22 protein-coding genes are annotated in these 25289 nt (G+C 65.9%); 6 read left to right on the forward strand and 16 right to left on the reverse strand.

The features are described 5' to 3' along the window. Positions 1-228 precede the first annotated feature (228 nt). The 3 genes from J2R76_RS10460 to J2R76_RS10470 form a co-directional block, all read right to left on the reverse strand. A complete protein-coding gene (locus J2R76_RS10460) occupies positions 229-1065 on the reverse strand; it encodes a Crp/Fnr family transcriptional regulator (protein ID WP_083714948.1) in 837 nt (278 codons plus the stop codon). A 233-nt stretch (positions 1066-1298) separates the two neighbouring features. Beyond that, on the reverse strand, positions 1299-2000 hold the full coding sequence (locus tag J2R76_RS10465) for an RlmE family RNA methyltransferase (RefSeq protein ID WP_076826602.1): 702 nt from the start codon (positions 1998-2000) through the stop codon (positions 1299-1301). A gap of 166 nt (positions 2001-2166) precedes the next feature. After that, positions 2167-3210, reverse strand: coding sequence for a Ppx/GppA phosphatase family protein (locus tag J2R76_RS10470; RefSeq protein ID WP_083714947.1), 1044 nt, complete (start codon positions 3208-3210; stop codon positions 2167-2169). Positions 3211-3427: 217 nt separating this feature from the next. Here J2R76_RS10470 and J2R76_RS10475 point away from each other — a divergent pair, with 217 nt between their 5' ends. Continuing rightward, the gene (locus J2R76_RS10475) at positions 3428-5800 is read left to right on the forward strand and encodes a xanthine dehydrogenase family protein molybdopterin-binding subunit (protein WP_076826598.1); all 2373 of its coding nucleotides are present in this window, start codon (positions 3428-3430) and stop codon (positions 5798-5800) included. A 167-nt stretch (positions 5801-5967) separates the two neighbouring features. On the opposite strand, the gene J2R76_RS10480 is transcribed toward J2R76_RS10475, so the two are convergent. Beyond that, positions 5968-6771, reverse strand: coding sequence for a hypothetical protein (locus tag J2R76_RS10480; protein ID WP_076826597.1), 804 nt, complete (start codon positions 6769-6771; stop codon positions 5968-5970). A 135-nt stretch (positions 6772-6906) separates the two neighbouring features. Here J2R76_RS10480 and J2R76_RS10485 point away from each other — a divergent pair, with 135 nt between their 5' ends. The 3 genes from J2R76_RS10485 to J2R76_RS10495 all read left to right on the forward strand — a co-directional run bounded on the left by J2R76_RS10485 (position 6907) and on the right by J2R76_RS10495 (position 10436). Then, entirely contained in the window at positions 6907-7407 is a 501-nt protein-coding gene (locus J2R76_RS10485; RefSeq protein ID WP_076826595.1) for a YaiI/YqxD family protein, read from the forward strand. Positions 7408-7411: 4 nt separating this feature from the next. Continuing rightward, the gene (locus tag J2R76_RS10490) at positions 7412-9229 is read left to right on the forward strand and encodes an ABC-F family ATP-binding cassette domain-containing protein (protein WP_076826593.1); all 1818 of its coding nucleotides are present in this window, start codon (positions 7412-7414) and stop codon (positions 9227-9229) included. 127 nt (positions 9230-9356) lie between these two features. Continuing rightward, entirely contained in the window at positions 9357-10436 is a 1080-nt protein-coding gene (locus J2R76_RS10495) for a D-TA family PLP-dependent enzyme (protein WP_076826591.1), read from the forward strand. A 111-nt stretch (positions 10437-10547) separates the two neighbouring features. Here the strand turns inward: J2R76_RS10495 and J2R76_RS10500 are convergent, their stop codons facing one another. Further along, a complete protein-coding gene (locus tag J2R76_RS10500; protein WP_076826589.1) occupies positions 10548-11450 on the reverse strand; it encodes a LysR family transcriptional regulator in 903 nt (300 codons plus the stop codon). Positions 11451-11543: 93 nt separating this feature from the next. On the opposite strand from J2R76_RS10500, the gene J2R76_RS10505 reads away from it, so the two are divergent. Continuing rightward, complete coding sequence (locus tag J2R76_RS10505) at positions 11544-12761, forward strand: MFS transporter (RefSeq protein WP_076826587.1); 1218 nt, start codon at positions 11544-11546, stop codon at positions 12759-12761. A gap of 98 nt (positions 12762-12859) precedes the next feature. Here the strand turns inward: J2R76_RS10505 and J2R76_RS10510 are convergent, their stop codons facing one another. The 9 genes from J2R76_RS10510 to J2R76_RS10550 form a co-directional block, all read right to left on the reverse strand. After that, positions 12860-14080, reverse strand: coding sequence for a TIGR03862 family flavoprotein (locus tag J2R76_RS10510; RefSeq protein WP_076826585.1), 1221 nt, complete (start codon positions 14078-14080; stop codon positions 12860-12862). Positions 14081-14082: 2 nt separating this feature from the next. Continuing rightward, positions 14083-15000, reverse strand: a complete 918-nt coding sequence (locus J2R76_RS10515; protein ID WP_076826583.1) for an SDR family NAD(P)-dependent oxidoreductase — start codon at positions 14998-15000, stop codon at positions 14083-14085. 242 nt (positions 15001-15242) lie between these two features. Further along, positions 15243-15389 (reverse strand): hypothetical protein, encoded by a 147-nt coding sequence (locus J2R76_RS10520; RefSeq protein ID WP_225159189.1) that lies wholly within the window; start codon positions 15387-15389, stop codon positions 15243-15245. Between the two features lie 192 nt (positions 15390-15581). After that, positions 15582-16061, reverse strand: a complete 480-nt coding sequence (locus J2R76_RS10525) for a MaoC family dehydratase (protein ID WP_016846543.1) — start codon at positions 16059-16061, stop codon at positions 15582-15584. Between the two features lie 13 nt (positions 16062-16074). Further along, positions 16075-17799: an AMP-binding protein gene (locus J2R76_RS10530; RefSeq protein ID WP_076826582.1), complete on the reverse strand. Its 1725-nt coding sequence runs from the start codon at positions 17797-17799 to the stop codon at positions 16075-16077. Between the two features lie 130 nt (positions 17800-17929). Beyond that, positions 17930-18817: a 3-hydroxyisobutyrate dehydrogenase gene (gene mmsB / locus J2R76_RS10535; protein WP_076826580.1), complete on the reverse strand. Its 888-nt coding sequence runs from the start codon at positions 18815-18817 to the stop codon at positions 17930-17932. A gap of 25 nt (positions 18818-18842) precedes the next feature. After that, positions 18843-19925: an enoyl-CoA hydratase/isomerase family protein gene (locus tag J2R76_RS10540; RefSeq protein WP_057019763.1), complete on the reverse strand. Its 1083-nt coding sequence runs from the start codon at positions 19923-19925 to the stop codon at positions 18843-18845. Then, the gene (locus tag J2R76_RS10545; RefSeq protein WP_076826578.1) at positions 19922-21067 is read right to left on the reverse strand and encodes an isobutyryl-CoA dehydrogenase; all 1146 of its coding nucleotides are present in this window, start codon (positions 21065-21067) and stop codon (positions 19922-19924) included. Before J2R76_RS10545 ends, J2R76_RS10540 begins: the two co-directional genes overlap by 4 nt. 125 nt (positions 21068-21192) lie before the next feature. Further along, a complete protein-coding gene (locus J2R76_RS10550) occupies positions 21193-22689 on the reverse strand; it encodes a CoA-acylating methylmalonate-semialdehyde dehydrogenase (protein WP_057020030.1) in 1497 nt (498 codons plus the stop codon). A gap of 121 nt (positions 22690-22810) precedes the next feature. Here J2R76_RS10550 and J2R76_RS10555 point away from each other — a divergent pair, with 121 nt between their 5' ends. After that, positions 22811-23725: a LysR family transcriptional regulator gene (locus J2R76_RS10555; protein ID WP_076826576.1), complete on the forward strand. Its 915-nt coding sequence runs from the start codon at positions 22811-22813 to the stop codon at positions 23723-23725. Between the two features lie 182 nt (positions 23726-23907). Here the strand turns inward: J2R76_RS10555 and J2R76_RS10560 are convergent, their stop codons facing one another. Beyond that, positions 23908-24519 carry a TetR/AcrR family transcriptional regulator gene (locus tag J2R76_RS10560; protein ID WP_076826575.1) on the reverse strand — a complete coding sequence of 204 codons (612 nt, stop codon included), beginning with the start codon at positions 24517-24519 and terminating at the stop codon, positions 23908-23910. A gap of 60 nt (positions 24520-24579) precedes the next feature. Beyond that, positions 24580-25131 (reverse strand): PaaI family thioesterase, encoded by a 552-nt coding sequence (locus tag J2R76_RS10565; RefSeq protein WP_076826573.1) that lies wholly within the window; start codon positions 25129-25131, stop codon positions 24580-24582. Between the last annotated feature and the right edge of the window lie 158 nt (positions 25132-25289).

The raw sequence follows: 25289 nt of genomic DNA on the forward strand, positions 1-25289 counted from the left end.
TCAAATGCCCGCGGACGGGACGTGCGATCAATACCGGCATGAAATCCGACCGTGAGACGTTCCGGTGCAGCACCGTGTTCTTTTCGCGCAGCTATTGCACGAGCTGTCGGACCAATCACGAATGGTTCGCCAGGGACGCGTGGGTGCACGAACCCGAGCACGAATTGCGCAAGGCGTCCTGACATCCGCGCTTGCGTAATCCTTATTCAATCCTTATTCAATCCTTATTCAATGGCTTCGTGATCGCTCAGCACCCGCGCCGCGCGTATGTGCATGAACCTTGTCGCCATTGGTCCACGGTCCGGCGTGCGAACGCCGAGGTCCATGTGGCGGCGCGCCGTGACCGGACGACCTCATCCCTTCCGCAGATATGATGCGGTCGATCCTGCCGCGCATGATCTCGTAGCATTCACAGGCCGCGGTTTCGAGCCGCGGCCTGTCGACCTCGATCGAGCTCCGCCGGTTGGAGCGGATTGCGCCCGAGGCGCGAAGCTTGTGCACGACGTGGGTCACGGTCGTTCGTCGCACGCCCAGCAATTCCGACAGCGTCTCCTGCGTCAGCGGCAGCGTGTCGTCGCCGATCTGATCGTGAACCTGCAACAACCACCGGGCCAGGCGGGCCTCCACGGAATGGAGCGCATTGCACGCCGCGATATGCTGGAACTGAACCAGCAGCGACCGCATATGGAGCTGCACCGCGCTGCCAAGTGCGTGACTGTGCGCGAGCGCGGCGTGAAATCGTGCCGGCGAAATCTGCCACGTCGTGCCCGCGACGCGAACCACCGCGGTCATCGGCGAGCGTATCGACCTGAGTGTCGACAGGATGCCGGCGGCGCCCTCATTGCCGATCATTGTCGTCGCAACGGCCTGTCCGTTCGGCATGTCCATAACGAACGCGATCAATGCCGTGCAGGGAAAATAGATCTGTTCGACGAGGTCGCCCGACCGCACCAGCACGGCGTCGCGTTCGAGCGATATCTTGCGGAGATGAGGCGCAAGCAAATCAAGGTCGGCGGGCGGCAAGGCCGCCAGAAGGCGATTACCTATGCTCGACCTGCGTTCCATCACGGAAGAGCTCCGCAAGACGGAGGCGCGGCTCGCTGCACAAACCTGCCGTGGCGCCAGGCCGAAATACGCAACGAACTGACCGCGCCGGGAAGATAGAATACGCCGTAACGGGAAGAGTTCCAATGGATTCAGGTCAGCTCGCGACGCGCTCGCGTACCGGGCAGCGCTCCGGCCGGGCCCTATGAGGGATCTGGATTGCCTTCGCGGAGGCTTCGGCGAACGCGTCGTCGCTACGTCCCGCGCGATGACGGCTGTTGCTGCCCGCGAAATCCCGTCGCCAGCACATAGCGCTCCGACGAATCCTGCCGGCTGGCGGACGGCTTGACGTGGCGGACGGTGGCGAAATCGCGCTTCAGCTGCGCCACCAGCTCGGCGTCGGCGCCGCTCTGGAACACCTTTGCCAGGAACGTGCCGCCGGGATTGAGCACTTCGCCGGCGAAATGCGCGGCGGTCTCGACCAGGCCGATGATGCGGAGCTGATCGGTCTTGCGATGGCCGGTGGTGTTGGCGGCCATGTCGGACATCACAATGTCAGCGCGGCCGCCCATCATCGCGATCAGTTTTTCCGGCGCGTCGTGGTCGAGGAAGTCGAGCTGCGCGAAGGTGACGCCGGGAATCTCGCCCATCTCCAGCAGATCGATCGCGACCACCTTGCCCTTGCCGTCGACAGCACCGGTCCGCTTGGCCGCAATCTGGCTCCAGCCGCCGGGCGCCGCGCCGAGGTCGACCACGGTCATGCCCGGCTTGAGCAGACGGTATTTGTCGTCGATCTCGAGCAGCTTGAAAGCTGCGCGGGAGCGGTAGCCCATCGCCTTGGCCTTGGCGACATAGGGATCGTTGAGCTGGCGCTCGAGCCAGAGTTTTGACGAAAGCTTGCGCTTGCCGCCGCTCTTGACCGTGACGTGCAGCCGCCCGGTGGTGTCTTTCGCCATACTGCTTCTCTACTCCCTCGCCCCGCTCTTGCGGGGAGAGGGTTTGGGTGAGGGAATGTTTCCGCAATGAAGATGAGAGATGCGCTCGTGGAGAGTTCCCCTCACCCGGATTGCATTAACATGCAATCCGGCCTCTCCCCGCAAGCGGGGCGAGGCAAGGGAAGCTTTAGCACGCCCGCAGCGCGCCGTCCTCGCGCATCATCTCGACCAGCATGCCTTCGCGCAGGCCGCGATCGGCAACGCGGAGCCGCGGCATCGGGAACGCGTTGCGGATCGCATCGAGGATCGCGCAGCCGGCGAGCACCAGATCGGCGCGCTCGACGCTGATGCAGTTGTTGTTGACGCGCGCCTCATAGCTCATGCCGAGCAGCTTCTGGATCGTCGCGGTGACGTCGCAATCGTTCATCCAGATGCCGTCGATGCGGCGGCGGTCGTAGCGCGACAGATTGAGGAACACGCCGGCGAGCGTGGTCACGGTGCCTGAGGTGCCGAGCATGTGCATGTCGCGCAGATCCTTGCCGTGCTCGGCCGCGAACGGCGCGACGTGCCGCGCGACCTCATCGATCATTCGCGCATACAGATCCCTGGTGACGTTCTTGCCGCCGAAATGTTCGGCCAGCGTGACGACGCCGAGCGGGATCGACATCCACGCCTTGATGCGTGGCGCTACGTCGGGCGCGTTGGGGTCGCGCTCGATCCGCACCAGCTCGGTCGAGCCGCCGCCGATATCGAACAGGATGGCGCCCCGCCCCTTCGGATCGAGCAGCGGCGAGCAGCCGATCACCGCGAGCGTCGCCTCGGTCTCACGATCGATCACCTCGAGCTTGATGCCGGTCTCGGCCGCCACCCGCGCGCGGAAGCTCTCGGCATTGCCGGCGGCGCGGCAGGCCTCGGTGGCGATCAGGCGGAGCCGGCGCGCCTTGCGATAGCGAATCTTGTCGCTGCAGATGGCCAGTGCGGCAATCGCCCGCTCAATCGCGGCCTCGCTGATCGAGCCCGTGGCGGCGATGCCCTCGCCGAGCCTGATGATCCGCGAGAATGAATCGACCACGCGGAACCCGTCGCCGGTGGGACAGGCGATCAACAGCCGGCAATTGTTGGTGCCAAGGTCAAGCGCGGCGTAGACGCCACTTTCCGCCGCTGCCGCAACCAACCCTGGCGGGGCTTCGCTGGCCGGAGGGCCGTCGCAAAGCCGCACATGGTCGTTCATCAAAACTGTCTTTCCACGGGACCCCAGGGGATCCGTAGGATCCTTTAGGCCCGCCGAATAATTATCGTTCACGGAAACTTTAGCAGCGTCAAAGCCCTACGCAAACTCCGTTCACATTGGGTCCATGCCCAATCGGGCGTTGTCGTTAAGGGGGGTGTGCGTTATCTCCTCAGCGCCCCCAAACTCCAGCAAATCCGGGCATTTCAGGTCATTTTCGATGCAAGATCACACGCCGCCTGCCTCCCTCGAAAACGCTATCGCACTGCAAAAATACGGTGTCGGACAGCCTGTTCGACGAAAGGAGGACGACACCCTGGTGCGCGGCAAGGGCAAATACACCGACGATTTCTCGCTGCCCGGCCAGGCCTATTGCTGGATGGTTCGCTCCTCGCATGCCCATGGAATCATCAAGGGCATCGAGACGGCGGCCGCCAAGGCGATGCCGGGCGTGCTCGGGGTCTGGACCGGCGCCGACCTTGCGGCCGCCGGCTACAACCCCTTCACCTGCGGCCTGCCGCTGAAGAACCGTGACGGCTCCCCGCTCAAGCAGACCAACCGTCCCGCGCTGGTGACCGACAAGGTGCGCTTCGTCGGCGATCCCGTCGCCTTCGTGGTGGCGGAGACCGCGGCGCAGGCGCGCGATGCCGCCGAGGCCGTCGAGGTCGATATCGAGCCGCTGCCCGCGGTGACCGACGCAGCTGAAGCCGCCAGGCCCGGCGCGCCGCAGCTCTACGACGACATCCCCGATAACGTCGCGCTCGACTATCACTATGGCGACACCGCCAAGATCGAGGCGGCGTTCGCCGGCGCGGCGCACGTCACCAAGCTCGAGATCGTCAACACCCGCGTCGCCGTGGTCTCGATGGAGCCGCGCGTCGCCCTCGCGCATTACGACAAGAAAACCGAACGCTTTACGCTGCAGGTGCCGACCCAGGGCGTCTCCGGCAACAAGGCGATCCTGGCGCGCCTGCTCAACGTGCCCGCCGACAAGGTCCGCATCCTCACCGGCAATGTCGGCGGCTCGTTCGGGATGAAGAATCTCAACTATCCCGAATACACCTGCATCGCGCATGCGGCGCGTGAGCTCGGCCGCCCGGTGAAGTGGCTGGATGAGCGCTCGACCAGCTTCCTCTCCGACAGCCAGGGCCGTGCGCAGCTGATCCACGCCGAGCTCGCGCTCGATGCCGACGGCAAGTTCCTCGCGGTGCGGCTGTCCGGCTACGGCAATCTCGGCGCCTACATCACCGGCGTCGCGCCGGGCCCGCTGTCGCTCAACACCGGCAAGAACCTCGCCAGCGTCTATCGCACGCCGCTGCTCGGCGTCGACATCAAGACGGTCCTGACCAACACCACGCTGATGGGCGCCTATCGCGGCGCCGGCCGGCCCGAGGCCAATTACTACATGGAGCGGCTGATCGATGCGGCCGCCGACGAGATGGGCATCAACCGCTTCACGCTGCGCAAGCGCAACTTCATCAAGCCGTCGCAGCTGCCGTTCCCGGCGGCGTCCGGCGTCACCTACGACAGCGGCGATTTCGCCGGCGTGTTCCAGAAGGCGCTGGAGATCTCCGACTACGACAACTTCGCCAAGCGCAAGAAGGAAAGCAAGAAGAGCGGCAAGCTGCGCGGCATCGCCGTCGGCTCCTATCTCGAGGTCACCGCGCCGCCGAGCGGCGAGCTCGGCAAGATCAGCTTCGAGCCCGATGGCTCGGTGAAGCTCACCACCGGCACGCTGGATTACGGCCAGGGCCACGCCACGCCGTTCGCGCAGGTACTGTCCGACCAGCTCGGGGTGCCCTTCGAGAAGATCACCCTCGAACAGGGTGACAGCGATCTGGTGCGCTTCGGCAACGGCACCGGCGGCTCGCGCTCGATCACCGCAACGGGGCAAGCGATCGTCGAGGCCTCGGCGCTCGTCGTCGAGAAGGGCAAGAAGGCGGCCGCGCACATGCTGGAGGCCTCCGAGGCCGACATCGAATTCGGCGCCGGCCGCTTCACCATCGCCGGCACCGACCGCTCGATCGGCATCATGGAGCTCGCCGAGCGGATGCGCGCCGGCAAGATGCCGGAAGGCACGCCGGACACGCTCGACGTCGATCACGCCACCAAGGAGACGGCGTCGACGTTCCCGAACGGCTGCCACGTCGCCGAGGTCGAGATCGATCCCGACACCGGCGTGACGCGGATCGTGCGCTACTCGGCGGTCAACGATTTCGGCGTCGTGGTCAATCCGATGATCGTCGCGGGCCAGCTGCACGGCGGCGTCGCGCAGGGCATCGGCCAGGCGCTGATGGAGGAAGTCAGCTACGACGCATCAGGCCAGCCGATCACCGGCTCGTTCATGGACTACGCGCTGCCGCGCGCCGGCGACGTGCCGTCGATGCTGGTCGGCGATCATCCCTCGCCGGCGAAATCCAACCCGCTCGGCACCAAGGGCTGCGGCGAGGCCGGCTGCGCCGGCAGCCTCGTCTGCATCGTCAACGCCGTGGTCGACGCGCTGTCGGAGTACGGCATCAAGCACATCAACATGCCGCTGACGCCCGAACGCGTCTGGCGCGCGATCCAGGACGCCAAGGCGAGCGCGGCATAAGGGCTCTCCTGCTCCCTCGCCCCGCTCTTGCGGGGAGAGGGCTGGGGTGAGGGACTCCATCCGGCGAGCAAGGTCGTTGTAACTGGAATTGTGCCTTGCCCCTCACCCGGATCGCATCTGCGATGCGATCCGACCTCTCCCCGTGAAGAACGGGGAGAGGTGGAAAGTTACGCCGCGGCCTGCTCGCGCGGCTGGGTGATCGCGATATGCCAGCAATGCGCGAGCGGGGTGCCATTGCCGAGCACCAGCGCGTCGAGCTCGACGAAGCGGTGGCCCTTCTTGTCGTAATTGCCCGTCACCTTGGCGCGCGCGGTCAGCTCGTCGCCGATCTTGCCCGCCGACAGCAACTGCATGCGGGTGCCGACATGGATCCAGGGCCCGAGGATCGCATTGTCGACCAGGACCTTGTTCATCACCCGCGGCAGCAGGCCGGGATGGCCGAGACCTTCGCGCAGGTAGATCGGGTCGGTCTCCCTGATATCGGCGAGATACTCCTTCGCGGCATCGCCCGACCAGTCGCGCGGGATGGTGCCGAGCCACTTGCCCTCTTCATAGGACGAGGCGCTGACCGGCTTGCGCTCGGAGACCGCGGCGACCTGCTTGTAGTCATCGAGCACGAATTTCGGCGCGGAGGCCGGCAGCGACGCGGTGCCGGTGGCGCAGAGCTCGCCGCGGCTGTGGAGCTCGATCGTCAGCCCATTGCCGGTCTCCTGTCCGGTCAATTCCGCGATCTCGCCGTCATAGACCGGCTTGACGAAGCGCGCCTCGATCAGGCCGCGCGCGAGGAAGTCGCGGCCCCATTTCTCGACCGGCAGGTGCATCATGTAGGCCATCACGTCGACGCCGGGCACCAGCCCGCCGGAAAAGCCGAACTTTCGCGCCACCGTGTCGTCGTGGATCTTGTTCTCCGACAGTTTCGAGGTGTTGTACGCCGAGACGCAGTAGGTCAGCGAAGCCGTCTTCGAATCCATGGGGTTTCCCCTTATTTCCGTTGTTTTTCTCAGGCAATCGTAGTCGAACCGGGCAGCGTGACAAGCCTCTCGTTTTGCTCGCTATTTTCCGCCCGATGGAGTACACGCAGGCCGCGCCTGCCAACCCTGGAATCGATGACTGAAACCCCTGCTCCCACCCGCATCTATGTCGACGCCGACGCCTGCCCGGTGAAGGACGAGATCTATCGCGTCGCGATCCGGCACGGCGTGCCCGTCAGCGTGGTCGCGGGCAATTTCATCCGCGTGCCGCAGGATCCGCTGATCGAGCGCATCGCTGCCGGTTCCGGCATGGATGCGGCCGACGACTGGATCGCGGAACGCGCGCGTGAGAGCGACATCGTGATCACGGCGGACATCCCGCTGGCGAGCCGCTGCGTCAAGGCCGGCGCCGACGTGATCGCGCCGAACGGCAAGCCGTTCACGGAGCAGTCAATCGGCATGACGCTCGCGGTGCGCAACCTGATGACCGATCTGCGCTCGTCGGGCGAGATCACCGGCGGGCCGAAATCATATTCGCCGCGCGACCGCTCGACCTTCCTGTCGACGCTCGACCAGACCATCCGCCGTATCCAGCGCCGCCGCGCCGAGCAGGCGCAGGCGAGCCAGCAGGGTTAGCGCGATGGCTCCTCCCCCTCTCATCCAGCTCAAGGACATCAGCCTGACCTTCGGCGGCACGCCGCTGCTCACCGGCGTCGAGCTGTCGGTCTCCGCGGGCGAGCGCGTCTGCCTGATCGGCCGCAACGGCTCCGGCAAGTCGACGCTGCTGCGCATCGCCGCCGGCCTGGTCGAGCCGGACGCGGGCAGCCGTTTCGTGCAGCCGGGCGCCACCATCCGCTATCTGCCGCAAGAGCCGGACTTCGGCGACCACAAGACGACGCTCGCCTATGTCGAGGCCGGCCTCGGCCCCGGCGACGACCACTACCAGGCGCGCTATCTGCTCGAACAGCTCGGCCTCAGCGGCGAGGAAGATCCGGCGCATGTCTCCGGCGGTGAGGCGCGCCGTGCGGCGCTGGCCCGGGTGCTGGCGCCCTCGCCCGATATCCTGCTGCTTGACGAGCCGACCAACCATCTCGACCTGCCGACCATCGAATGGCTCGAGGGCGAACTGGATAGCCGGCGCTGCGCGCTGGTGCTGATCAGCCATGACCGCCGCTTCCTCACCAATTTGTCGCGCACCACGGCCTGGCTCGACCGCGGCCAGATCCGGCAGATCGAGCGCGGCTTCGGCGCCTTCGAGGCGTGGCGCGACGAGGTGCTGGCCGAGGAAGAGCGCGAGCAGCACAAGCTCGACCGCAAGATCGTCAACGAGGAGCACTGGCTGCGCTACGGCGTCTCCGGCCGCCGCAAGCGCAACGTCAAGCGGCTCGGCAATCTCTTTGCGCTGCGAGACCAGCGCCGCAACTATCGCGGCGCCACCGGCAATGCAACGCTCGCCGCCGCCGAAGCCGAAAAGTCCGGCCGCCTGGTGATCGAAGCCAAGAACATCGCGAAAGCGTTCGGCGAGCGCAGGATCGTCGACGGCTTCTCGACTCGGATCCAGCGCGGCGACCGGCTCGGTATCGTCGGCCCGAACGGCGCCGGCAAGACCACATTGGTGCATTTGTTGATCGGCAACGATCCGCCCGAGTCCGGTTCGGTGCGACTCGGGGCCAATATCGAGATGGCAACCCTCGACCAGCACCGCGAGAGCCTCGACCCGAAGCTGACGCTGGCCGAGGCGCTCACCGGCGGCCGCGGCGATCACGTCATGGTCGGCGACAAGTCGAAGCACGTCATCGGCTACATGAAGGACTTCCTGTTCGCGCAGGAGCAGCGCGGCACGCCGCTGGAAGCGCTCTCCGGCGGCGAGCGCGGCCGCCTGATGCTGGCGCGCGCGCTGGCCAAGCCGTCGAACCTTTTGATCCTGGACGAGCCGACCAACGACCTCGATCTCGAAACCCTCGACGTGCTCGAGGACATGCTCGGCGATTACGAAGGCACGGTGATCCTGATCAGCCACGACCGCGACTTCCTCGACCGCGTCGTGACCTCGGTGATCGTGCCCGAGGGCCAGGGCCGCTGGATCGAATATGCCGGCGGCTATTCCGACATGCTGACGCAGCGCGGCGCCGACGTGAAGCGCGAGACGGTGAAGGCGGATACCGCGACCGAAGAGAAGAAGGAAGCCAGGGCCGCGGCGCCCGAGGCAGCACCGCGGCGCCGGCTGAGCTTCAACGAGAAACACGCGCTGGAAACCTTGCCGAAGACCATCGACAAGCTGCACAACGAGATCGCCAAGCAGCAGAAGCTGCTCGACGATCCCGATCTCTATACGAAGGATCGCAAGACATTCGACGCCGCCTCGGCCGCGATCGCAAAGGCGCAGCAAGAGCTCGCTGCCGCCGAGGACCGCTGGCTCGAGTTAGAGGTGCTGCGCGAAGAGATCGAGCAGGCATGAACACAATGATTCTTGCCGTCATTGCGAGGAGCGGAGCGACGAAGCAATCCATGCATCTGCAAACGCGGACAGATGGATTGCTTCGCTCCACTCGCAATGACGGAAACTCTGCAATGGAGCCACCCCGATGACGACGCCCCTCGCCGCCAAGATCGCCAAGGAATACGGCACGCCCTGCGCCGTGATCGACATGGACCGGGTGGAGCGCAACATCGCGCGCATCCAGAAGGCCTGCGACGAGGCCGGCGTCGCCAACCGTCCGCACATCAAGACGCACAAGAACCCGATGCTGGCGCAGCTGCAGATCAAGGCCGGCGCCAAAGGCATCACCTGCCAGAAGCTCGGCGAGGCCGAGATCATGGCGGACGCCGGCATCGACAACATCCTGATCAGCTACAATCTGCTCGGCGACGAGAAGATGGCGCGGCTCGGCGCGCTGCAAGCAAAGGCCAACGTCACCGTCGCAGCCGACAATTCCGTCGTCGTCGGCGACCTGCCGAAGGCCGCCGCCGCCTCCGGCCGCCCGCTCTCGGTCGTGGTCGAATGCGACACCGGCCGCAAGCGCGCCGGCGTCGAGACCCCGGCCGAGGCGATCGCGCTGGCGCGCGAGATCGCAGCCTCCAAGGGCCTCAGCTTCGCGGGCTTCATGCTGTATCCGACCGAGACCGGCTGGGCCGATGCGCAGAAATTCTATGACGAGGCGCTAGCCGGCGTGCGCGCCCATGGCCTCGACGCGACCATCGTCTCCACCGGCGGCACGCCGAACCTGAAGAATCTCGGCAAGCTGAAGGGCGGCACCGAGCATCGCTTCGGTACCTACATCTACAACGACCGCATGCAGGTCGCGGCCGGCGTCGCGACCTGGGACGATTGCGCGCTGCACATCTATTCCACCGTCGTCAGCCGCGCCGGCCCCGAGCGCGGCATCCTCGATGCCGGCTCCAAGACGCTGACCTCGGACACCGGCGGCCTCGAAGGCCACGGCCTGATCCTCGAACATCCCGAGGCCAGGATCGCGCGCTTCGCCGAGGAGCACGGCTTCCTCGATCTCTCCCGCAGCAACACCCGTCCCAATGTCGGCGACGTGGTGCGGATCGTGCCCAATCACGTCTGCGTCGTCGTCAACATGATGGACGAGGTCGTGATGGTGCGCGGTGACGAGATCATCGGTGCGCTGCCGGTGACGGCGCGGGGCAAGCTGCGGTAGCCGCATACACAGACCTTGTAGGATGGCTAGAGCGTAGCGAAACCCATCATGTCACTGCGGATCGAAGTTGATGGGTTTCGCTTCGCTCTACCCATCCTACGAACTCCGCATTTATTCCCGCATCAGCGCCTGCAGCTCGCGGTCCAGCGCCGCGCGAAACACCTCGATCGGCCGCGCCAGGCGGCCGGCCGGCGGGCGATGCACGATCCAGGCGCGGACTGCGGGATTGAAATCCGCGATCTTCACGGCCTTGAGCCGGCTACGGATCGGGCTTCGTTTCAGCGCCACCGGCGTCACGAGGCCGATGCCGAGCCCGCGCGCCACCAGCGACAGCCGCAGCTCGCTGTCGAGCGCCTCGACCGCGATGTTGAACGGCAGATGCGCCGCATCGAATTGACGCTTCAGCGTCTGGCGAAAGCCGCAGCCGTCCTGGTTGATCACCCATCCGGTCCGCGACAGCCATTCGAGATCGACCGACTTCGGCGTCTTCGTGTCGCGCGCGACGACGAACACCACCGGCTGCGCGCCGAGATCGTCGGCCACGAGATCGTCGGGCGGCGCGGTGCCGTCAGGCAAACAGATTGCAGCGGCATCGAGCTCGTTGCGGCTGACCCGCTCCATGTGGTTGGGCGACCAGCCGGAGACGACGCGCACCGCCAGCGCCGGAAATTCGCCGCGCACCGCATCGAGCGGTCCGGTCAGCCCGGCCTCCGACAAAAACGGTGTCAGGCCGAGCCTGAACTCGCCGCGCACCACGCCGTCATTGGCGACGCCTGACTTGAGGTCGTCGAGCATGCGCAGCAGCCGGCGGCCCTGCTCATAGGCTTCGATTCCCGCCGCCGTCGGCTTCAGCGGCTTCGATAGCCGGTCGAGCAGCTGCGCGCCGAGCATCTCCTCGAGATTCTGGATCCGCCGCGTCACGCCGGGCTGGGTCAGGTTCAGCCGCGCCGAGGCCGCGACGATCGATCCGGTCTCGACCACGGCGACGAACGCCACGAGGTCATGGGTGTTCATAATAATCTCGCATATTCTTCATCATCTTATTTGAATTGTAGCATATTATCCCGATCCCCTAAAGGGGGCCTCGCCACTCCATCGCGAGGTCCCATGACCATCTCCGAAGCTACCAAACTCTCCCCGGCGCGCACCGTCGCCGTGCGTCCGCTGATCTGGATCGGCGCCATCACGACCGGCACCGTCGTCACCAATCTCTTTGCGCCGCAGATCCTCGTCGGTCTGATGGGCCGCTCGCTCGGCATGACCACGCTAGAGGCCGGCCTGATCTCGACGTTGACCCTGCTGGGCTACGCGCTCGGGCTGCTGCTGCTGGTGCCGCTGGTCGACCTCGTCGAGAACAAGCGGCTGATCCTGCGGACGCTGGCCTGCGCTATCGTCGCGGCGATCGGCACCGCGATGGCGCCGACGCCGCTGATCCTGCTGGCCGCCACCTTCATCCTCGGCGCGTCGTGCGCCGCGATCCAGATGGTGGTGCCGCTGGTTGCGTCGATGGTGCCGCCGGAGCGCCGGGGACAGGCGATCGGCGATGTGATGAGCGGCCTGATGATCGGCATCCTGCTGTCGCGGCCGATGGCGAGCCTGATCGCGGACAGCTGGAACTGGCGCGGCTACTATGTCACCTCGGCCGTGCTGATGACGGTGCTCGCCGCAGCACTGGCGCGCACCCTGCCGACGCTACAGCCGGCGGCGAAGGTCAGCTACGGCGCGCTGCTGCGTTCGTTCCCGACACTGCTGCGCGAGGAGCCGGTGCTGCGCGTCCGGTCCTGGACCGCGGCGCTGGTGATGGCCTCGTTCACCGCGTTCTGGGCCGCCGTGGCGCTACGCCTGCCGGACGCGCCGTTCAAGCTCGACGCCAAGGGCATCGCACTGTTCGCACTGATCGGCGTTGCCGGCGCCGTCGCGACGCCGCTGGCCGGCCGCTGGGGCGACCGTGGCCTGGCACGGCCGATGCTGATCGGCTCGCATCTGCTGATATCCGCATCGCTCGCGCTGTGCGCTTGGGCCGGCGTACTGGAGTCGCGGATTGCAGCACTCGTCGCGCTGAGCCTCGGCACCATCCTGCTCGATCTCGGCATCACCACCGACCAGACGCTAGGCCGCCGCGCCGTCAACCTGCTGCGCCCCGAAGCGCGCGGCCGCATCAACGGCCTGTTCGTGGCGCTGTTCTTCATCGGCGGCGCGGTGGGCGCGGCAGCGGCATCCGCGGCGTGGAACTTTGGTGGTTGGACCGCGGTGTGTGCGGTGGCTGCGGCGTTCGGTGTGCTTGGATTCATCACCGACCTCGCCACGAAGACCGGCTCGGAATGAGCCTATCCCGTAGGATGGGTAGAGCGCAGCGAAACCCATCATGCTTCCGCTGGGAAAAAAGTTGATGGGTTTCGCTTCGCTCTACCCATCCTACAGAGCTACGATTTCTGCACGAGCCATCGTAACACGCCCTTCCCAGCGGCGACGCCTGTTGCAAACGACGCCTGCAACAGATAGCCGCCGGTCGGCGCCTCCCAATCGAGCATCTCGCCGGCCGCGAAAACGCCGGGCAGCCGCCGCAGCATGAAATGCGCGTCGAGTTCGTCGAACCTGATGCCGCCAGCGCTCGAGATCGCGCGTGCGATCGGTGCCACGCCGGTGATCCGGATCGGCACCGCATTGATCAGTTCGGCCAATTCGGCCGGCGGCAGCGCGGCCAGCGAACGGCCGACGGCGACGGCCGCCTCCTGCAACAGCCCGATGCCGACCGGCGAGAGCTGCGCGGCCTTGCGCAGGAAATTGGAAAGGGATTGCTTGCCCTTCGGCGCCGACAGACGCGCGACCAGTTCGTGGCGCGCGGCATCGGGCCGCAACGCCACCGTCAGTGTCGCCGTTCCCTTCGCGAGCACCGCCTCGCGCAATTCCGCCGACAGCGCATAGATGGCGCCGCCCTCGATGCCGGCGCGGGTGACGATCGCTTCGCCGCGCACCGTATGCGGACCAATCGTGAGCGCGACGCCCTTGAGCGGCTGGCCCTCGAACCGGTCGCAGAAGATATTCGACCAGGCAACCGTGAAGCCGGAATTGGCTGGCTTGATCGGCGCCATGGCAACGCCCTTTGCGGCGAGGATCTCCGCCCAGGTGCCGTCCGAGCCGAGCCGCGGCCAGCTCGCGCCGCCGAGTGCCAGCACGGTCGCATCGGCCTTGACTGTGCGCTGGCCGTCCGGCGTCTCGAACAGCAATCCCCCGCGCGCGTCCCATCCGATCCAGCGATGCCGGAATGCGAACGCAACGCCGGCGGCATCGAGCCGCCGCAGCCAGGCACGCAGCAGGGGCGACGCCTTGAACGCCTCAGGGAATACGCGGCCGCTGCTGCCGACGAATGTCGGCTGCCCCAGCGCCTCGCTCCAGACGCGCAGTGCTTCAGGCGGAAAAGCCTCGACCGCAGCCTTCAGATGCGGCATCGCCTCGCGATAGCGCGCAAGGAAATCCGGCAGCGGCTCGGAGTGGGTGAGATTGAGCCCGCCACGGCCGGCCATCAGAAACTTGCGGCCGGCCGACGGCATCGCGTCGTAGACGGTGACCTGTGCGCCACCTTGCGCGAACACCTCCGCCGCCATCAGGCCGGCAGGTCCGGCTCCGATGACGGCGACGCTCATGCTCAGAGCTTGATCCCGGCCCGCGCGGCGGCCTGGGCGACATACTTCTGCGTCTGCTCGAACGCGCCCTGCAGCGCCTTCGCGGTCGACATGTCGCTGATCGCGTTGAAGTGCGCGGCGACGCCGTCCGGCGTCCATTCCGACTGCGGCAGGTTGACGCCTTCGGTCTCCAGCACGCGGATCACGGCAAACGAGCCGGCGCCGGCGCCCATGATGGTGCGGGTCGGTGCGTCCTCCGAGAGCAGGAATTCGACCGCGGGCGTGATCGCTTCCGGCTTCATCAGCGCCAGCGCCTGCGGCGGCAGCAGTTCCTCGGTCATGCGGGTCGCAGCCGTCGGCGAGATGGTGTTGACCTTGATGTTGTTCTTGCGGCCCTCTTCGGCGAGCACGTTCATCAGGCCGACCATCCCGGCCTTCGCCGCGCCGTAATTGGCCTGGCCGAAATTGCCGAACAGGCCGGACGACGAGGTCGTCAGCACGATGCGGCCGTAGTTGCGCTCGCGCATGCCGGCCCACACCGCCTTGCAGCAGTAGTAGGTGCCGGTGAGATGCACGTCGAGCACCTTGGCCCAGTCGGCGACCTCGAGCTTGGCGAACGACTTGTCGCGCAGGATGCCGGCATTGGCGCACAACAGATCGACGCTGCCCCACTCCTTGGTGGCGCGCTCGACCATCGCGGTGACCTGCTCGAAGTTCGAGACGTCGGCGCCGTCGGCCATCGCGGTGCCGCCGGCTTTCCGGATCTCCTCGACCACGGTCTCGGCCGGCGACAGCGACCCACCGGTGCCGTCGCGCGCGCCGCCGAAATCGTTGACCACCACCTTGGCGCCGCGGCTGGCGAGCCCCAGCGCATGCGCCCGTCCGAGACCATTGCCCGCGCCGGTGACGATAGCGACGCGTCCGTCAAACCTGATTGCCATGCTTGTCATTCCTGCTCTGACTTCCCTGCTCCCCTTGTGGGAGAAGGTGGCGCGCGCGAGCGCGCCGGATGAGGGGTTCTCTCCACGGATGAGCACGCGGAGAGAGACCCCTCACCCGGCTTCATCTCGCTCCGCTCGATTTCGCCGCCCTCTCCCACAAGGGGAGAGGGTTAGTGCCCGAGCGGCATGAAAAGGTTGGAGACTTTTGAGCAGCGATGGATGGCCGGGTCAAGCCCGGCGCGCTAGACCGAAGGGGTCATCGACCCGCAGGGTTTCAGGCTTTTGAGCAGATGCCCGCTCCAGCACTCGTGATGCTCTTGAGCGTAGCTAATCGCACCGATCACAATCAAAGCGACTACGACAATTCCGGCGACGATGTTTTGCACCATGGCTGCCACTCCCGGGACCGCACCGCCTAAAGCGGGCATCATGGACACCGGGGAACACAGCCGTCAATGCGCTACATGGGCCAGAGCAGCGCACCGCCTGAAAAACAGATTGAGGTGGCTCGCTGCACCTCCCCGCTTGCGGGAGAGGTGCACAACCCTTCGCGGTTGCAACACAACCGTGTCTTGTGATCCTCAGCTGAAATAGATCAGGCCGAGCCAGTCGGCGACCAGCGCGGGCTTTTCCTCGCCCTCGATCTCGACCGTGACGTTGGTGCGCGACAACAACTCCTTCGGCTTGCGCAGCGTGGCTTCGGCCAGCACGAAGCGGCCGCGGACGCGTTTTCCGGAGCGCACCGGCGAGATGAAGCGCAGCTTGTCGAAGCCGTAATTGACGCCCATCGCGGTGCCCTCGAGCACCGGCATCACCTCGTAGGACATGATCGACATCAGCGACATCGTCAGGAAGCCATGCGCGATCGTGGTGCCGAAGGCGGTCTCCTTCCTGGCGCGCTCGGGATCGACATGGATGAACTGGTGATCCTCGATCACGTCGGCATAGGTGTCGATGCGGCCCTGATCGAGCAGGTGCCACGAGGACACGCCGATCTCCTTGCCGACCATGCCCTGGTAGGTTTCCAGCGACACCGGCGGCTTCTTCCAGACTTCGTTCATTGGCTAACCTCTGCTAACCGGAGGTCCGCACCTTCTGCAGCTCCGGAAATTCTTCCTCGCGGAACTCGACCCCGCGCAACGCATCGCTTCTGACATCGTCGTGTTCGAGCCGGCGCAACTGCACGCGACGGATTTTTCCAGAAATCGTCTTCGGCAGTTCGGTGACCAGCTCGATCTTGCGAATGCGTTTAAACGGTGCGAGCCGCGTGTGCAAATGTTTGAAGATCGACAGCGCGGTCTCCGGCGTTCGTTCGACGCCTGATACCAGCAGCACATAGGCCTTCGGGACCGCCAGCCGGATCGGGTCCGGGCTCGGCACCACGGCGGCTTCGGCCACCGCGTCATGCTCCAGCAGCACGCTCTCCAGCTCGAACGGCGAGATCCGGTAGTCGGAGGATTTGAACACGTCGTCGGTGCGGCCAACGAAGGTCAGATAACCCTCGTCATCGGTGAACACGACGTCGCCGCTGCGATAGATCTCGCCGTCGGTGCCGATCAGCTTGCCGTCGTCGCCCTGATAGCCCTGCATCAGGCCCGCCGGCCGGTCTGCGCCGAGCAGCAAGGTCACCTCGCCTTCCTTCGCGGCGTGGCCGTCATTGTCGGTCACCTGCACGCGATAGCCCGGTAGCGGCCGGCCCATCGAGCCGACCTTCACCTTCTGCCCCGGCGAGTTGCCGGCCAGCGCCGTGGTCTCGGTCTGGCCGTAGCCGTCGCGGATGGTCAGCCCCCAGGCCGATTTGACCTGGTCGATGATCTCCGGATTGAGCGGTTCGCCAGCGCCGCAGACCTCGCGCAGCGAGACCTTGAAGCTCGCGAGCTCTTCCTGGATGAACAACCGCCACACCGTGGGCGGCGCGCACAGCGTGGTCACGCCGCAGCGGCCGATGATCGAGAGCAGTCCCTTCGCCTCGAAGCGTGGCTGATTCGCAATAAAGATCGTCGCTCCCGCGTTCCACGGCGCGAAGAAGCAGCTCCAGGCATGCTTGGCCCAGCCGGGCGAGGAGATATTGAGATGGATGTCGCCGGGCTGCAGACCGATCCAGTACATGGTCGAGAGATGGCCGACCGGGTAGCTGCGCTGGCTGTGCCGCACCAGCTTCGGCTTTGCCGTGGTGCCCGAGGTGAAATAAAGCAGCATCGGGTCGTCGGCCTTGGTAGGGCCATCGGGCGCGAATGCATCGGACTGCTTGGCAGAATCCTCGAACGGCAGCCAGCCGTCCTGCGCCTGCGTCGCGCCGACCACGATGCGGGCGAGCTTGTCGCTGCCGAGGCCCGCGAACTTCGCGACCTGATCCTGCGTGGCGACCACCGCCCTCGCCTTGCCGCGGTCGAGCCGGTCGCGCAATTCATCCGCGGTCAAGAGCGTGGTGGCGGGGATCACGACGACGCCGAGCTTCATCGCCGCCAGCATGGTCTCCCACAGCGGCACGACATTGCCGAGCAGCAGCAACAGATGATCGCCGCGCTTCAGCCCCTGCGCGCGCAGGAAATTTACAACCTGGTTTGAGCGGCGCGACAGCTCGGCGAAGGACAGCTTGGTCTCGTTGCCGCTGGCGGCATCGACGATCCACAGCGCCGGCCGGTCGCGGCTGTCAAGATTTCGCGCCAGTTCGGCATCGAACCAATCGAGCGCCCAGTTGAACGGCACCGGATCGGGCCAGCGAAATCCCTTCACCGCGGCGTCGTAGTCGGTGCGGTGCTTGAGCAGAAAGGCGCGAGCGTCCTGAAATGTGGTCATCCGGCTTCACCACGTATTCTGACGTCATCCTGAGGAGCCGCGCGAAGCACGGCGTCTCGAAGGATGGCTACAGGCACCGTTTTCGCATCCTTCGAGGCTCGCTCCGCTCGCACCTCAGGATGACGGCGATTTACTTCGGGGCAAGGGCCCTAACGTGCTGGATAATTCCGGAAAAGTCGACCCCGCCGTGGCCCGACGCGTCGAAGGTCTTATAGATCTCCTGCGCGTGCTTGCCGAGCGGCGTGACCGCGCCGGCGGCATTGGCGGCGTCCTGCGCCAGGGTCAGGTCCTTGACCATCAGGTTCGAAGCAAAACCCGGCTTGTAATCGTTGTTGGCCGGCGACGTCGGCACCGGGCCGGGAACCGGGCAATAGGTCGTCAGCGACCAGCACTGTCCCGACGAGGTCGAGGCGACGTCGAACAGCGCCTGGTGCGACAGGCCGAGCTTTTCGGCGAGCACGAAAGCCTCGCCGACCGCGATCATGGAAATACCGAGGATCATATTATTGCAGATCTTGGCTGCCTGCCCTGCACCGCCCGCGCCGCAATGCACGATCTTCTTGCCCATGTTTGCCAACATCGGCTGGGCCGCCGCGAATGCCTTCGGCTCGCCGCCGCACATGAAGGTCAGCGTCGCGCCCTTGGCGCCACCGGTGCCGCCGGAGACCGGCGCGTCGACCGAGGCCATGCCGTGCTTGGCAGCCAGCACATGCGCCTGCTTTGCGCTTTCGACGTCGATGGTCGAGCAGTCGATGATCAGCGCGCCGTTGGCCATCGCGGGCAGCACCTCGTTCCAGACACCGAGCACGTGCTTGCCGGCCGGCAGCATGGTGATGACGACATCGGCGCCCTTCACCGCAGCAACGCTGCTCTCGGCGATCGCGGCGCCATCACTCCTGGCCTGATCGCGAGACGCTGCGACCAGATCGAACGCGGTCACCTTGTGGCCGGCCTTGACCAGATTGGCGGCCATCGGCCCGCCCATATTGCCGAGCCCGATGAATGCGACGTTTGCCATGGGAAGTCCTCCGCTTGCGACGTTTCTATTTGCTGTCGGGAAATTTCAATTCGTCAGCGCCGATCTCGGCGAAGTAAGGCGTGAGCATCTCCGGCGTCACCTGTTCGATCCCGGCCGGCGACCATGTCGGATTGCGATCCTTGTCGATGACGGCTGCGCGCACGCCCTCGCGGAAATCGTCGCTGGCGAACACCTCGAGCGCGGCGCGATATTCGCGCTTCAGGCACTCTTCCAGCGTCGCGGTCGCGCGCGCCAGCCGCAGCAGTTTCAGCGTCACCACCATGCCGCGCGGCGACTTCTCACTGAGCGTCTTTAGCGTGGCATGCGCCATATCCGATCCGTCGGCCGTCAGCGCGGCGACGACGTCCTCCATCCGGCCGTGTGCGAACCAGCCGTCGATTTTGGCCTGCATCGCGGCGACAGGGCCAGCCCTCTCGCTAGTGGCGAAGCCTCCGATCAGCCGATCAATCTCGGCCGAACTCGTACCTGGCGTAACCTTGGTCAGCGCCTCGCGCAGCGCCGGCAGCTTTGCGCTCGGCACCACGGCGTCGGCGAATTTGGCGTAGATCGCATCGGGTCCGTTCATGGTGGTGCCGGTGAGCCCGAAATAGGTACCGATCTCACCCGGCGAGCGCGACAGCAGATAGGTGCCGCCGACATCGGGGAAGAAACCGAGGCCGACCTCGGGCATCGCGAGCTTGGTCCGCTCCGTCACCACGCGGTGGCGGCTATGCGCCGACAGCCCGACGCCGCCGCCCATCACGATGCCGTCCATGAAGGCGACATAGGGCTTTGGGAACTTCTTGATCCGCGCGTTGAGGATGTATTCGTCGCGCCACAGGATCTTGCCGAGATCGCCCTTGACCTTGGAGCTCTCCCAGAGCGCGCGGATGTCGCCGCCGGCGCACAGGCCACGCTCGCCCGCGCCCTCCAGCACGATGACAGCGACATCGGGATCGGCCTCGAACGCATCGAGCGCCCTGTCGATGTCGTGGAACATCTCCAGCGTCACGGCATTGATCGCCTTCGGCCGGTTGAGCCGGATAATGCCGGCAGAACCTTCCTTGCGCGCGATCAGGTCGCCCTCGGCTGCTGCCGCATCATTCATCGCGCGCCCTCGATCAACTTGCGCGACACGATCAGCCGCATGATTTCATTGGTGCCTTCGAGGATCTGGTGCACGCGCAGATCGCGCACGATCTTCTCGACGCCGTATTCGCTGAGGTAGCCGTAGCCACCATGCAGCTGCAGCGCATGGTTGGCGACCTCGAAGCCGACATCGGTGCCAAACCGTTTTGCCATCGCGCACAGCATGGAAGCGTCCGGATCCTTGCGGTCGAGCGCGGCGGCCGCCCGCCACAGGAAGGTGCGTGCGGCTTCCAGCTCGGTCGCCATGTCGGCGATCTTGAATTGCAGCGCCTGGAATTCGTCGAGGCGCTTGCCGAATGCCTTGCGGTCCTTCATGTAGGCCAACGCCTTGTCGAGCGCCGCCTGCGCGCCGCCGAGCGAGCACGCCGCGATGTTGAGCCGGCCGCCGTCGAGCCCGGCCATCGCGATCTTGAAGCCGATGCCCTCCTCGCCGAGCCGGTTCGCGACCGGCACGCGCGCGTTCTCGAACATGACAGCGCGGGTCGGCTGCGCATTCCAGCCCATCTTGCGCTCGTTATTGCCGAACGACACGCCCGGCGTCTTGCCGTCGATCACCAGCGTCGAGACGCCGCCCGGACCCTCGCCGCCGGTGCGCACCATCGCCACCAGCAGGTCGGTGCTGCCGGCGCCGGAGATGAACTGCTTCTGGCCGTTGAGCACGTAATGATCGCCGTCGCGCACCGCGCGGGTGCGCAGCGCGGCCGCGTCGGAGCCGGCGCCCGGCTCGGTCAGGCAGTAGCTCGCGATCAGCTCCATGGTGCAGAGCTTCGGCAGCCATGTGTGGCGCTGGATGTCGTTGCCGTAGGCATCGATCATCCAGGACGCCATGTTGTGGATCGAGATGAAGGCCGACGTGGTCGGGCACCCCGTCGCCAGCGCCTCGAAGATCAGCGCCGCGTCGAACCGCGTCATCGCCGAGCCGCCGACATCGTCCTTGATATAGATGCCGCCGATGCCGAGGCCTGCCGCCTCGCGCATCACGTCGACTGGAAAGTGCTTTGTCTCGTCCCATTCGAGCGCGTGCGGCGCGATGTTCTCCGCCGCAAACGCCCGCGCCATGTCGCGAACCGCGATCTGGTCCTCGTTGAGAGCGAACTGCATCTCGCCGCCTAGCCCTGAAGGTTACCCCACCGTCATTGCGAGGAGCGAAGCGACGAAGCAATCCATTCTTCCACGCGGGGGATAGATGGATTGCTTCGCTGCGCTCGCAATGACGTTCCCGGAAATCACTTCATCGTCGGGATCGAGAACTCCGCGCCTTCCTTGACGCCGGACGGCCAGCGCGAGGTCACCGTCTTGGTCTTGGTGTAGAAGCGGATCGAGTCCGGACCGTGCTGGTTGAGGTCGCCGAAGCCGGACTTCTTCCAGCCGCCGAAGGTGTAATAGGCGATCGGCACCGGGATCGGCACGTTGATGCCGACCATGCCGACATTGACCTTGGCGGCGAAGTCGCGCGCGGCGTCGCCGTCGCGGGTGAAGATCGCGACACCGTTGCCGTAGTCATGGTCGGACGGCAGCGCCAGCGCCTCGTGATAGTCGTGGGCGCGCACTACCGAGAGCACCGGGCCGAAGATCTCTTCCTTGTAGATCCGCATGTCCTTGGTGACGTTGTCGAACAGCGAACCGCCGAGATAGAAGCCCTTCTCGTAGCCCTGCATCTTGAAGCCGCGGCCGTCGACCGCGAGCGTCGCGCCTTCCTTGATGCCGATGTCGATGTAGCTCTTGACCTTCTCGACCGCCTCGCGGGTCACCAGCGGGCCGTAATCGGCCGACGGATCGACCGAGGTGCCGATCTTGAGCGACTCGACGCGCGGGATCAGCTTCTCCATCAGGCGGTCGGCGGTGGTCTTGCCGACCGGCACCGCGACCGAGACGGCCATGCAGCGCTCACCGGCGGAGCCGTAGCCGGCGCCGATTAGCGCATCGACCGTCTGGTCCATGTCGGCATCCGGCATCACGATGGCGTGGTTCTTGGCGCCGCCGAAGCACTGGCAGCGCTTGCCGGTCTGCGCGGCGCGCTCGTAGATGTACTGCGCGATCGGAGTCGAGCCGACGAAGCCGATCGCCTTGATATCGGGATCGTCGAGGATGGCGTCGACCGCCTCCTTGTCGCCGTTGACGACGTTGAGGATGCCGGCCGGCAGGCCCGCCTCGATCATCAGTTCGGCGAGCATCATCGGCACGCCGGGATCGCGCTCCGACGGCTTGAGGATGAAGGCGTTGCCGCAGGCGATCGCCGGCGCGAACTTCCACATCGGGATCATCGCCGGGAAGTTGAACGGCGTGATGCCGGCGACCACGCCGAGCGGCTGGCGCATCGAATAGATGTCGATGCCGGGGCCGGCGCCCTCGGTGTACTCGCCCTTCATCAGATGCGGGATGCCGCAGGCAAACTCGGCGACCTCGAGGCCGCGCTGGATGTCGCCCTTGGCGTCGGGAACGGTCTTGCCGTGCTCGCGCGCCAGCAGCTCGGCGAGCTTGTCGTAGTCGCGCTGCACCAGCTCGAGGAACCGCATCATGACGCGGGCGCGGCGCTGCGGGTTGGTGGCGGCCCATTCCGGCTGCGCGGCCTTGGCGTTCTCGACCGCGGCGCGGAGCTCGGCCTTGGAGGCCAGCGCCACCTTGGCCTGGACCTCGCCGGTCATCGGCTCGAAGACGTCAGCCGTGCGGCCCGACGTGCCCTTGACCTCCTTGCCACCGATGAAATGTCCGATTGAGCGCATGGAAAAACCTCCCTGAAGCACCTGAATCGCCGCTCCTCGCGGCGGGATCGCTTTACAATCCCTATTGACCCTGCATTTTATGGGATTCAAGTCCGATAAATTGCACCATAGATGTGCGGAAATGCTGGATCAAGGCGGCGGCACAATCGACTGGGACGACTTCCGTTTCGTGCTTGCCATCGTGCGCGGCGGGTCGGTTTCGGCTGCCGCCAAGCAGCTCGGCGTCGATCATGCCACAGTGATCCGCCGTGTCGACCGGCTGGAGCGCCACCTCTCCGCAAAACTGTTTGATCGGCGCAAGACCGGCTATCTGCTGACCGAGGCCGGCCAGCGCGTCGCCGACAGCGCGGAGGCGATGGAATCCACCATCGTCGCCAACCAGGAGGCGGTCGGCGGCTCGCGCGCCCACCTCACCGGCACGGTGCGGATCGGCGCGCCCGACGGCTTCGGCAGCCACTTTTTGGCCTCGCGGCTGGTCAAGTTCACCAAGCGGTATCCCGATCTCGATCTGCAGCTCGTCGCCACCGCGCGGCTGTTCTCGCTCTCCAAGCGCGAGGCCGACATCGCGATCAGCCTGACCATGCCGAACGAAGGTCGCATCGTCGGCCGCAAGCTCCTGGACTACACGCTCGGGCTTTATGCCGCACCCGCCTATCTCGCCCAGGCGCCGGCAATTGCTGCGCGCGCCGACCTGCCGCGGCACCGCTTCGTCGGCTACATCGAGGAGCTCCTGTTCACGCCGGAGCTCGACTATCTGCCGCAGGTCTCGCCGAAGATCTCGGCGAAATTCCGCAGCGCCAATCTGATCGCGCAGCTCAACGCCACCATCGCCGGCTTCGGCATCGCCGTGCTGCCGCACTTCATGGCAACGGCCCACCCCGAGTTGCAGCCGGTGCTGCCAGACGAGGTGCGGATCTCCCGCACCTTCTGGCTGCTGATGCACGCCGACAGCAAGGACCTCGCCCGCATCCGCGCGGTGGCGGACTACATCTACGAGACCGTGGAAGCCGAGCGCGCGCTTTTTAGCGGGGTGTGAGGCGGACACCGTGTTATTCCCGTCATCCTGAGGAGCGCGTAGCGCGTCTCGAAGGATGCACGGCCCCGGTCTGACGGCTCGGAAAGCTCCGGGCCGTCGACCCTTCGAGACGCGCGCGATGCGCGCTCCTCAGGGTGACGGATCGAATATTAGGCGCGCTGCACCAGTTGGCGCTCTAAGCGCTAATTCACCTTCTTCTTCGCCGGTGCCTTGGCCGCGGCGGCACGTCCCAGCACCGCCTCGCGGCCCGCGCTCAGGATCTCGTCGGACGTTTCGCCGCTGCCGGCGATGCGCGACATCACTATGGTGCCCATCATGGTCGCCAGCGTCGCCGTCGCCTGCTTGCGGGCGGCCTTGCGCGGCACGTCCAGGATCTGGTCGGCCATCATGTCGATCATCTGGTCGAGCTTGAGGGCAAACGCCTTGCGGGTCTTCGGGCTCTCGCGGGCGATCTCGGCGCCGAGCGCCGGGATCGCGCAGCCCTGGCCGGGATCGTCGCGGTGCACCGCCGAAAGATAGCCGTCGATGATGGTCGAAAGTCGCTTCTCCGGCGGCGTGTCCGCGGCGACCTTGCGCCAGCGCTCGATGGCGCGGTCCATCGCGTAGCTGAAGGCCTCGATCACCAGCGCCTCGCGCGAGTCGAAATGCGCGTAGAAGCCGCCATGCGTCAGGCCGGCGTCCTTCATCAGGTCGGCGACACCGATGCCGTGGGCGCCCCGCTCGCGCAGCCGCGCCGCGGCCTTCTTGACGATCCGCGCGTGGGTCTCCTGCTTGTGTTCTTTCGAATAGCGCATGCCGGTCTCATGGAATGTTTCTAATCATATAATAGCAGATTTGCGGCCGGAATGCTGCAGTTATTTCGCCTTGTCGGCCACTTTCGGTTCCCCGCCGAGCATCGAAAACGTCGCGGTCGCGTGCACCGCAAGATTGCCCTTGCCGTCGCGGACGAAGCCCTCGGTGTAGCTGGTCTGGCGCCCGAGCTTGATCACCTTGCCTTCGGCGCTGATGGTGCCCGACCGTGCCGACAGCGGCCGCAGATAGGTCAGCTTGAGGTCGAGCGTCACCGAAGTCTGCCCCGCCGGCAGCATGGTCGAGATCGCACAGCCCATCGCGGTATCGAGCAGCGCCGCGGCGGTGGCGCCGTGCAGCAGGCCGATGGTGTTTTCCAGGCTCTCATGCGGCTCGAGTTCCATCACGATGCGCCCCTGCTCGACCACGGCCATGCGGAAGCCGATCATCTTGGCCATCGGCGGCGGCGGCAACCGGCCGTCGCGGATCGCGCGCATCGCCTCGATCCCGGACATCGGCAGCGCCGCTTTCGCCACCGGTCCGGGCGCCTGCCATTCCACCACGCGGGTGCGCGTTAGATCGGGCGAACGAAGATCGATGCTTTCGGCGGCGGTCATGACGGCTCCATTTATATGACGCATATAATTCTATAGATCCGCATCCCTCGGCGCAACCGCCGCACCCGGTCCCTTGACAGAGCCATGCTTTGTCCGGGACATGGCGCAAGTCATTCCGGGGCGACGCGAGCACCAGACCCGGAATCTCGAGATTCCGG

Source organism: Bradyrhizobium sp. USDA 4532 (genome assembly GCF_024171315.1).
GTDB classification, from domain to species: domain Bacteria; phylum Pseudomonadota; class Alphaproteobacteria; order Rhizobiales; family Xanthobacteraceae; genus Bradyrhizobium; species Bradyrhizobium australafricanum.

Excerpts from the sequence above, each read along its gene's own strand:
- J2R76_RS10505 (WP_076826587.1), top strand. The coding sequence starts at position 11,544 with ATGACCATCTCCGAAGCTACCAAACTCTCCCCGGCGCGCACCGTCGCC.
- J2R76_RS10465 (WP_076826602.1), bottom strand. The coding sequence starts at position 2,000 with ATGGCGAAAGACACCACCGGGCGGCTGCACGTCACGGTCAAGAGCGGC.
- J2R76_RS10515 (WP_076826583.1), bottom strand. The coding sequence starts at position 15,000 with ATGGCAATCAGGTTTGACGGACGCGTCGCTATCGTCACCGGCGCGGGC.
- J2R76_RS10500 (WP_076826589.1), bottom strand. The coding sequence starts at position 11,450 with ATGAACACCCATGACCTCGTGGCGTTCGTCGCCGTGGTCGAGACCGGA.
- J2R76_RS10525 (WP_016846543.1), bottom strand. The coding sequence starts at position 16,061 with ATGAACGAAGTCTGGAAGAAGCCGCCGGTGTCGCTGGAAACCTACCAG.
- J2R76_RS10495 (WP_076826591.1), top strand. The coding sequence starts at position 9,357 with ATGACGACGCCCCTCGCCGCCAAGATCGCCAAGGAATACGGCACGCCC.
- J2R76_RS10485 (WP_076826595.1), top strand. The coding sequence starts at position 6,907 with ATGACTGAAACCCCTGCTCCCACCCGCATCTATGTCGACGCCGACGCC.
- mmsB (WP_076826580.1), bottom strand. The coding sequence starts at position 18,817 with ATGGCAAACGTCGCATTCATCGGGCTCGGCAATATGGGCGGGCCGATG.
- J2R76_RS10460 (WP_083714948.1), bottom strand. The coding sequence starts at position 1,065 with ATGGAACGCAGGTCGAGCATAGGTAATCGCCTTCTGGCGGCCTTGCCG.
- J2R76_RS10490 (WP_076826593.1), top strand. The coding sequence starts at position 7,412 with ATGGCTCCTCCCCCTCTCATCCAGCTCAAGGACATCAGCCTGACCTTC.
- J2R76_RS10565 (WP_076826573.1), bottom strand. The coding sequence starts at position 25,131 with ATGACCGCCGCCGAAAGCATCGATCTTCGTTCGCCCGATCTAACGCGC.
- J2R76_RS10555 (WP_076826576.1), top strand. The coding sequence starts at position 22,811 with ATGCTGGATCAAGGCGGCGGCACAATCGACTGGGACGACTTCCGTTTC.
- J2R76_RS10470 (WP_083714947.1), bottom strand. The coding sequence starts at position 3,210 with ATGAACGACCATGTGCGGCTTTGCGACGGCCCTCCGGCCAGCGAAGCC.
- J2R76_RS10550 (WP_057020030.1), bottom strand. The coding sequence starts at position 22,689 with ATGCGCTCAATCGGACATTTCATCGGTGGCAAGGAGGTCAAGGGCACG.
- J2R76_RS10475 (WP_076826598.1), top strand. The coding sequence starts at position 3,428 with ATGCAAGATCACACGCCGCCTGCCTCCCTCGAAAACGCTATCGCACTG.
- J2R76_RS10530 (WP_076826582.1), bottom strand. The coding sequence starts at position 17,799 with ATGACCACATTTCAGGACGCTCGCGCCTTTCTGCTCAAGCACCGCACC.
- J2R76_RS10510 (WP_076826585.1), bottom strand. The coding sequence starts at position 14,080 with ATGAGCGTCGCCGTCATCGGAGCCGGACCTGCCGGCCTGATGGCGGCG.
- J2R76_RS10560 (WP_076826575.1), bottom strand. The coding sequence starts at position 24,519 with ATGCGCTATTCGAAAGAACACAAGCAGGAGACCCACGCGCGGATCGTC.
- J2R76_RS10480 (WP_076826597.1), bottom strand. The coding sequence starts at position 6,771 with ATGGATTCGAAGACGGCTTCGCTGACCTACTGCGTCTCGGCGTACAAC.
- J2R76_RS10520 (WP_225159189.1), bottom strand. The coding sequence starts at position 15,389 with ATGGTGCAAAACATCGTCGCCGGAATTGTCGTAGTCGCTTTGATTGTG.
- J2R76_RS10545 (WP_076826578.1), bottom strand. The coding sequence starts at position 21,067 with ATGCAGTTCGCTCTCAACGAGGACCAGATCGCGGTTCGCGACATGGCG.
- J2R76_RS10540 (WP_057019763.1), bottom strand. The coding sequence starts at position 19,925 with ATGAATGATGCGGCAGCAGCCGAGGGCGACCTGATCGCGCGCAAGGAA.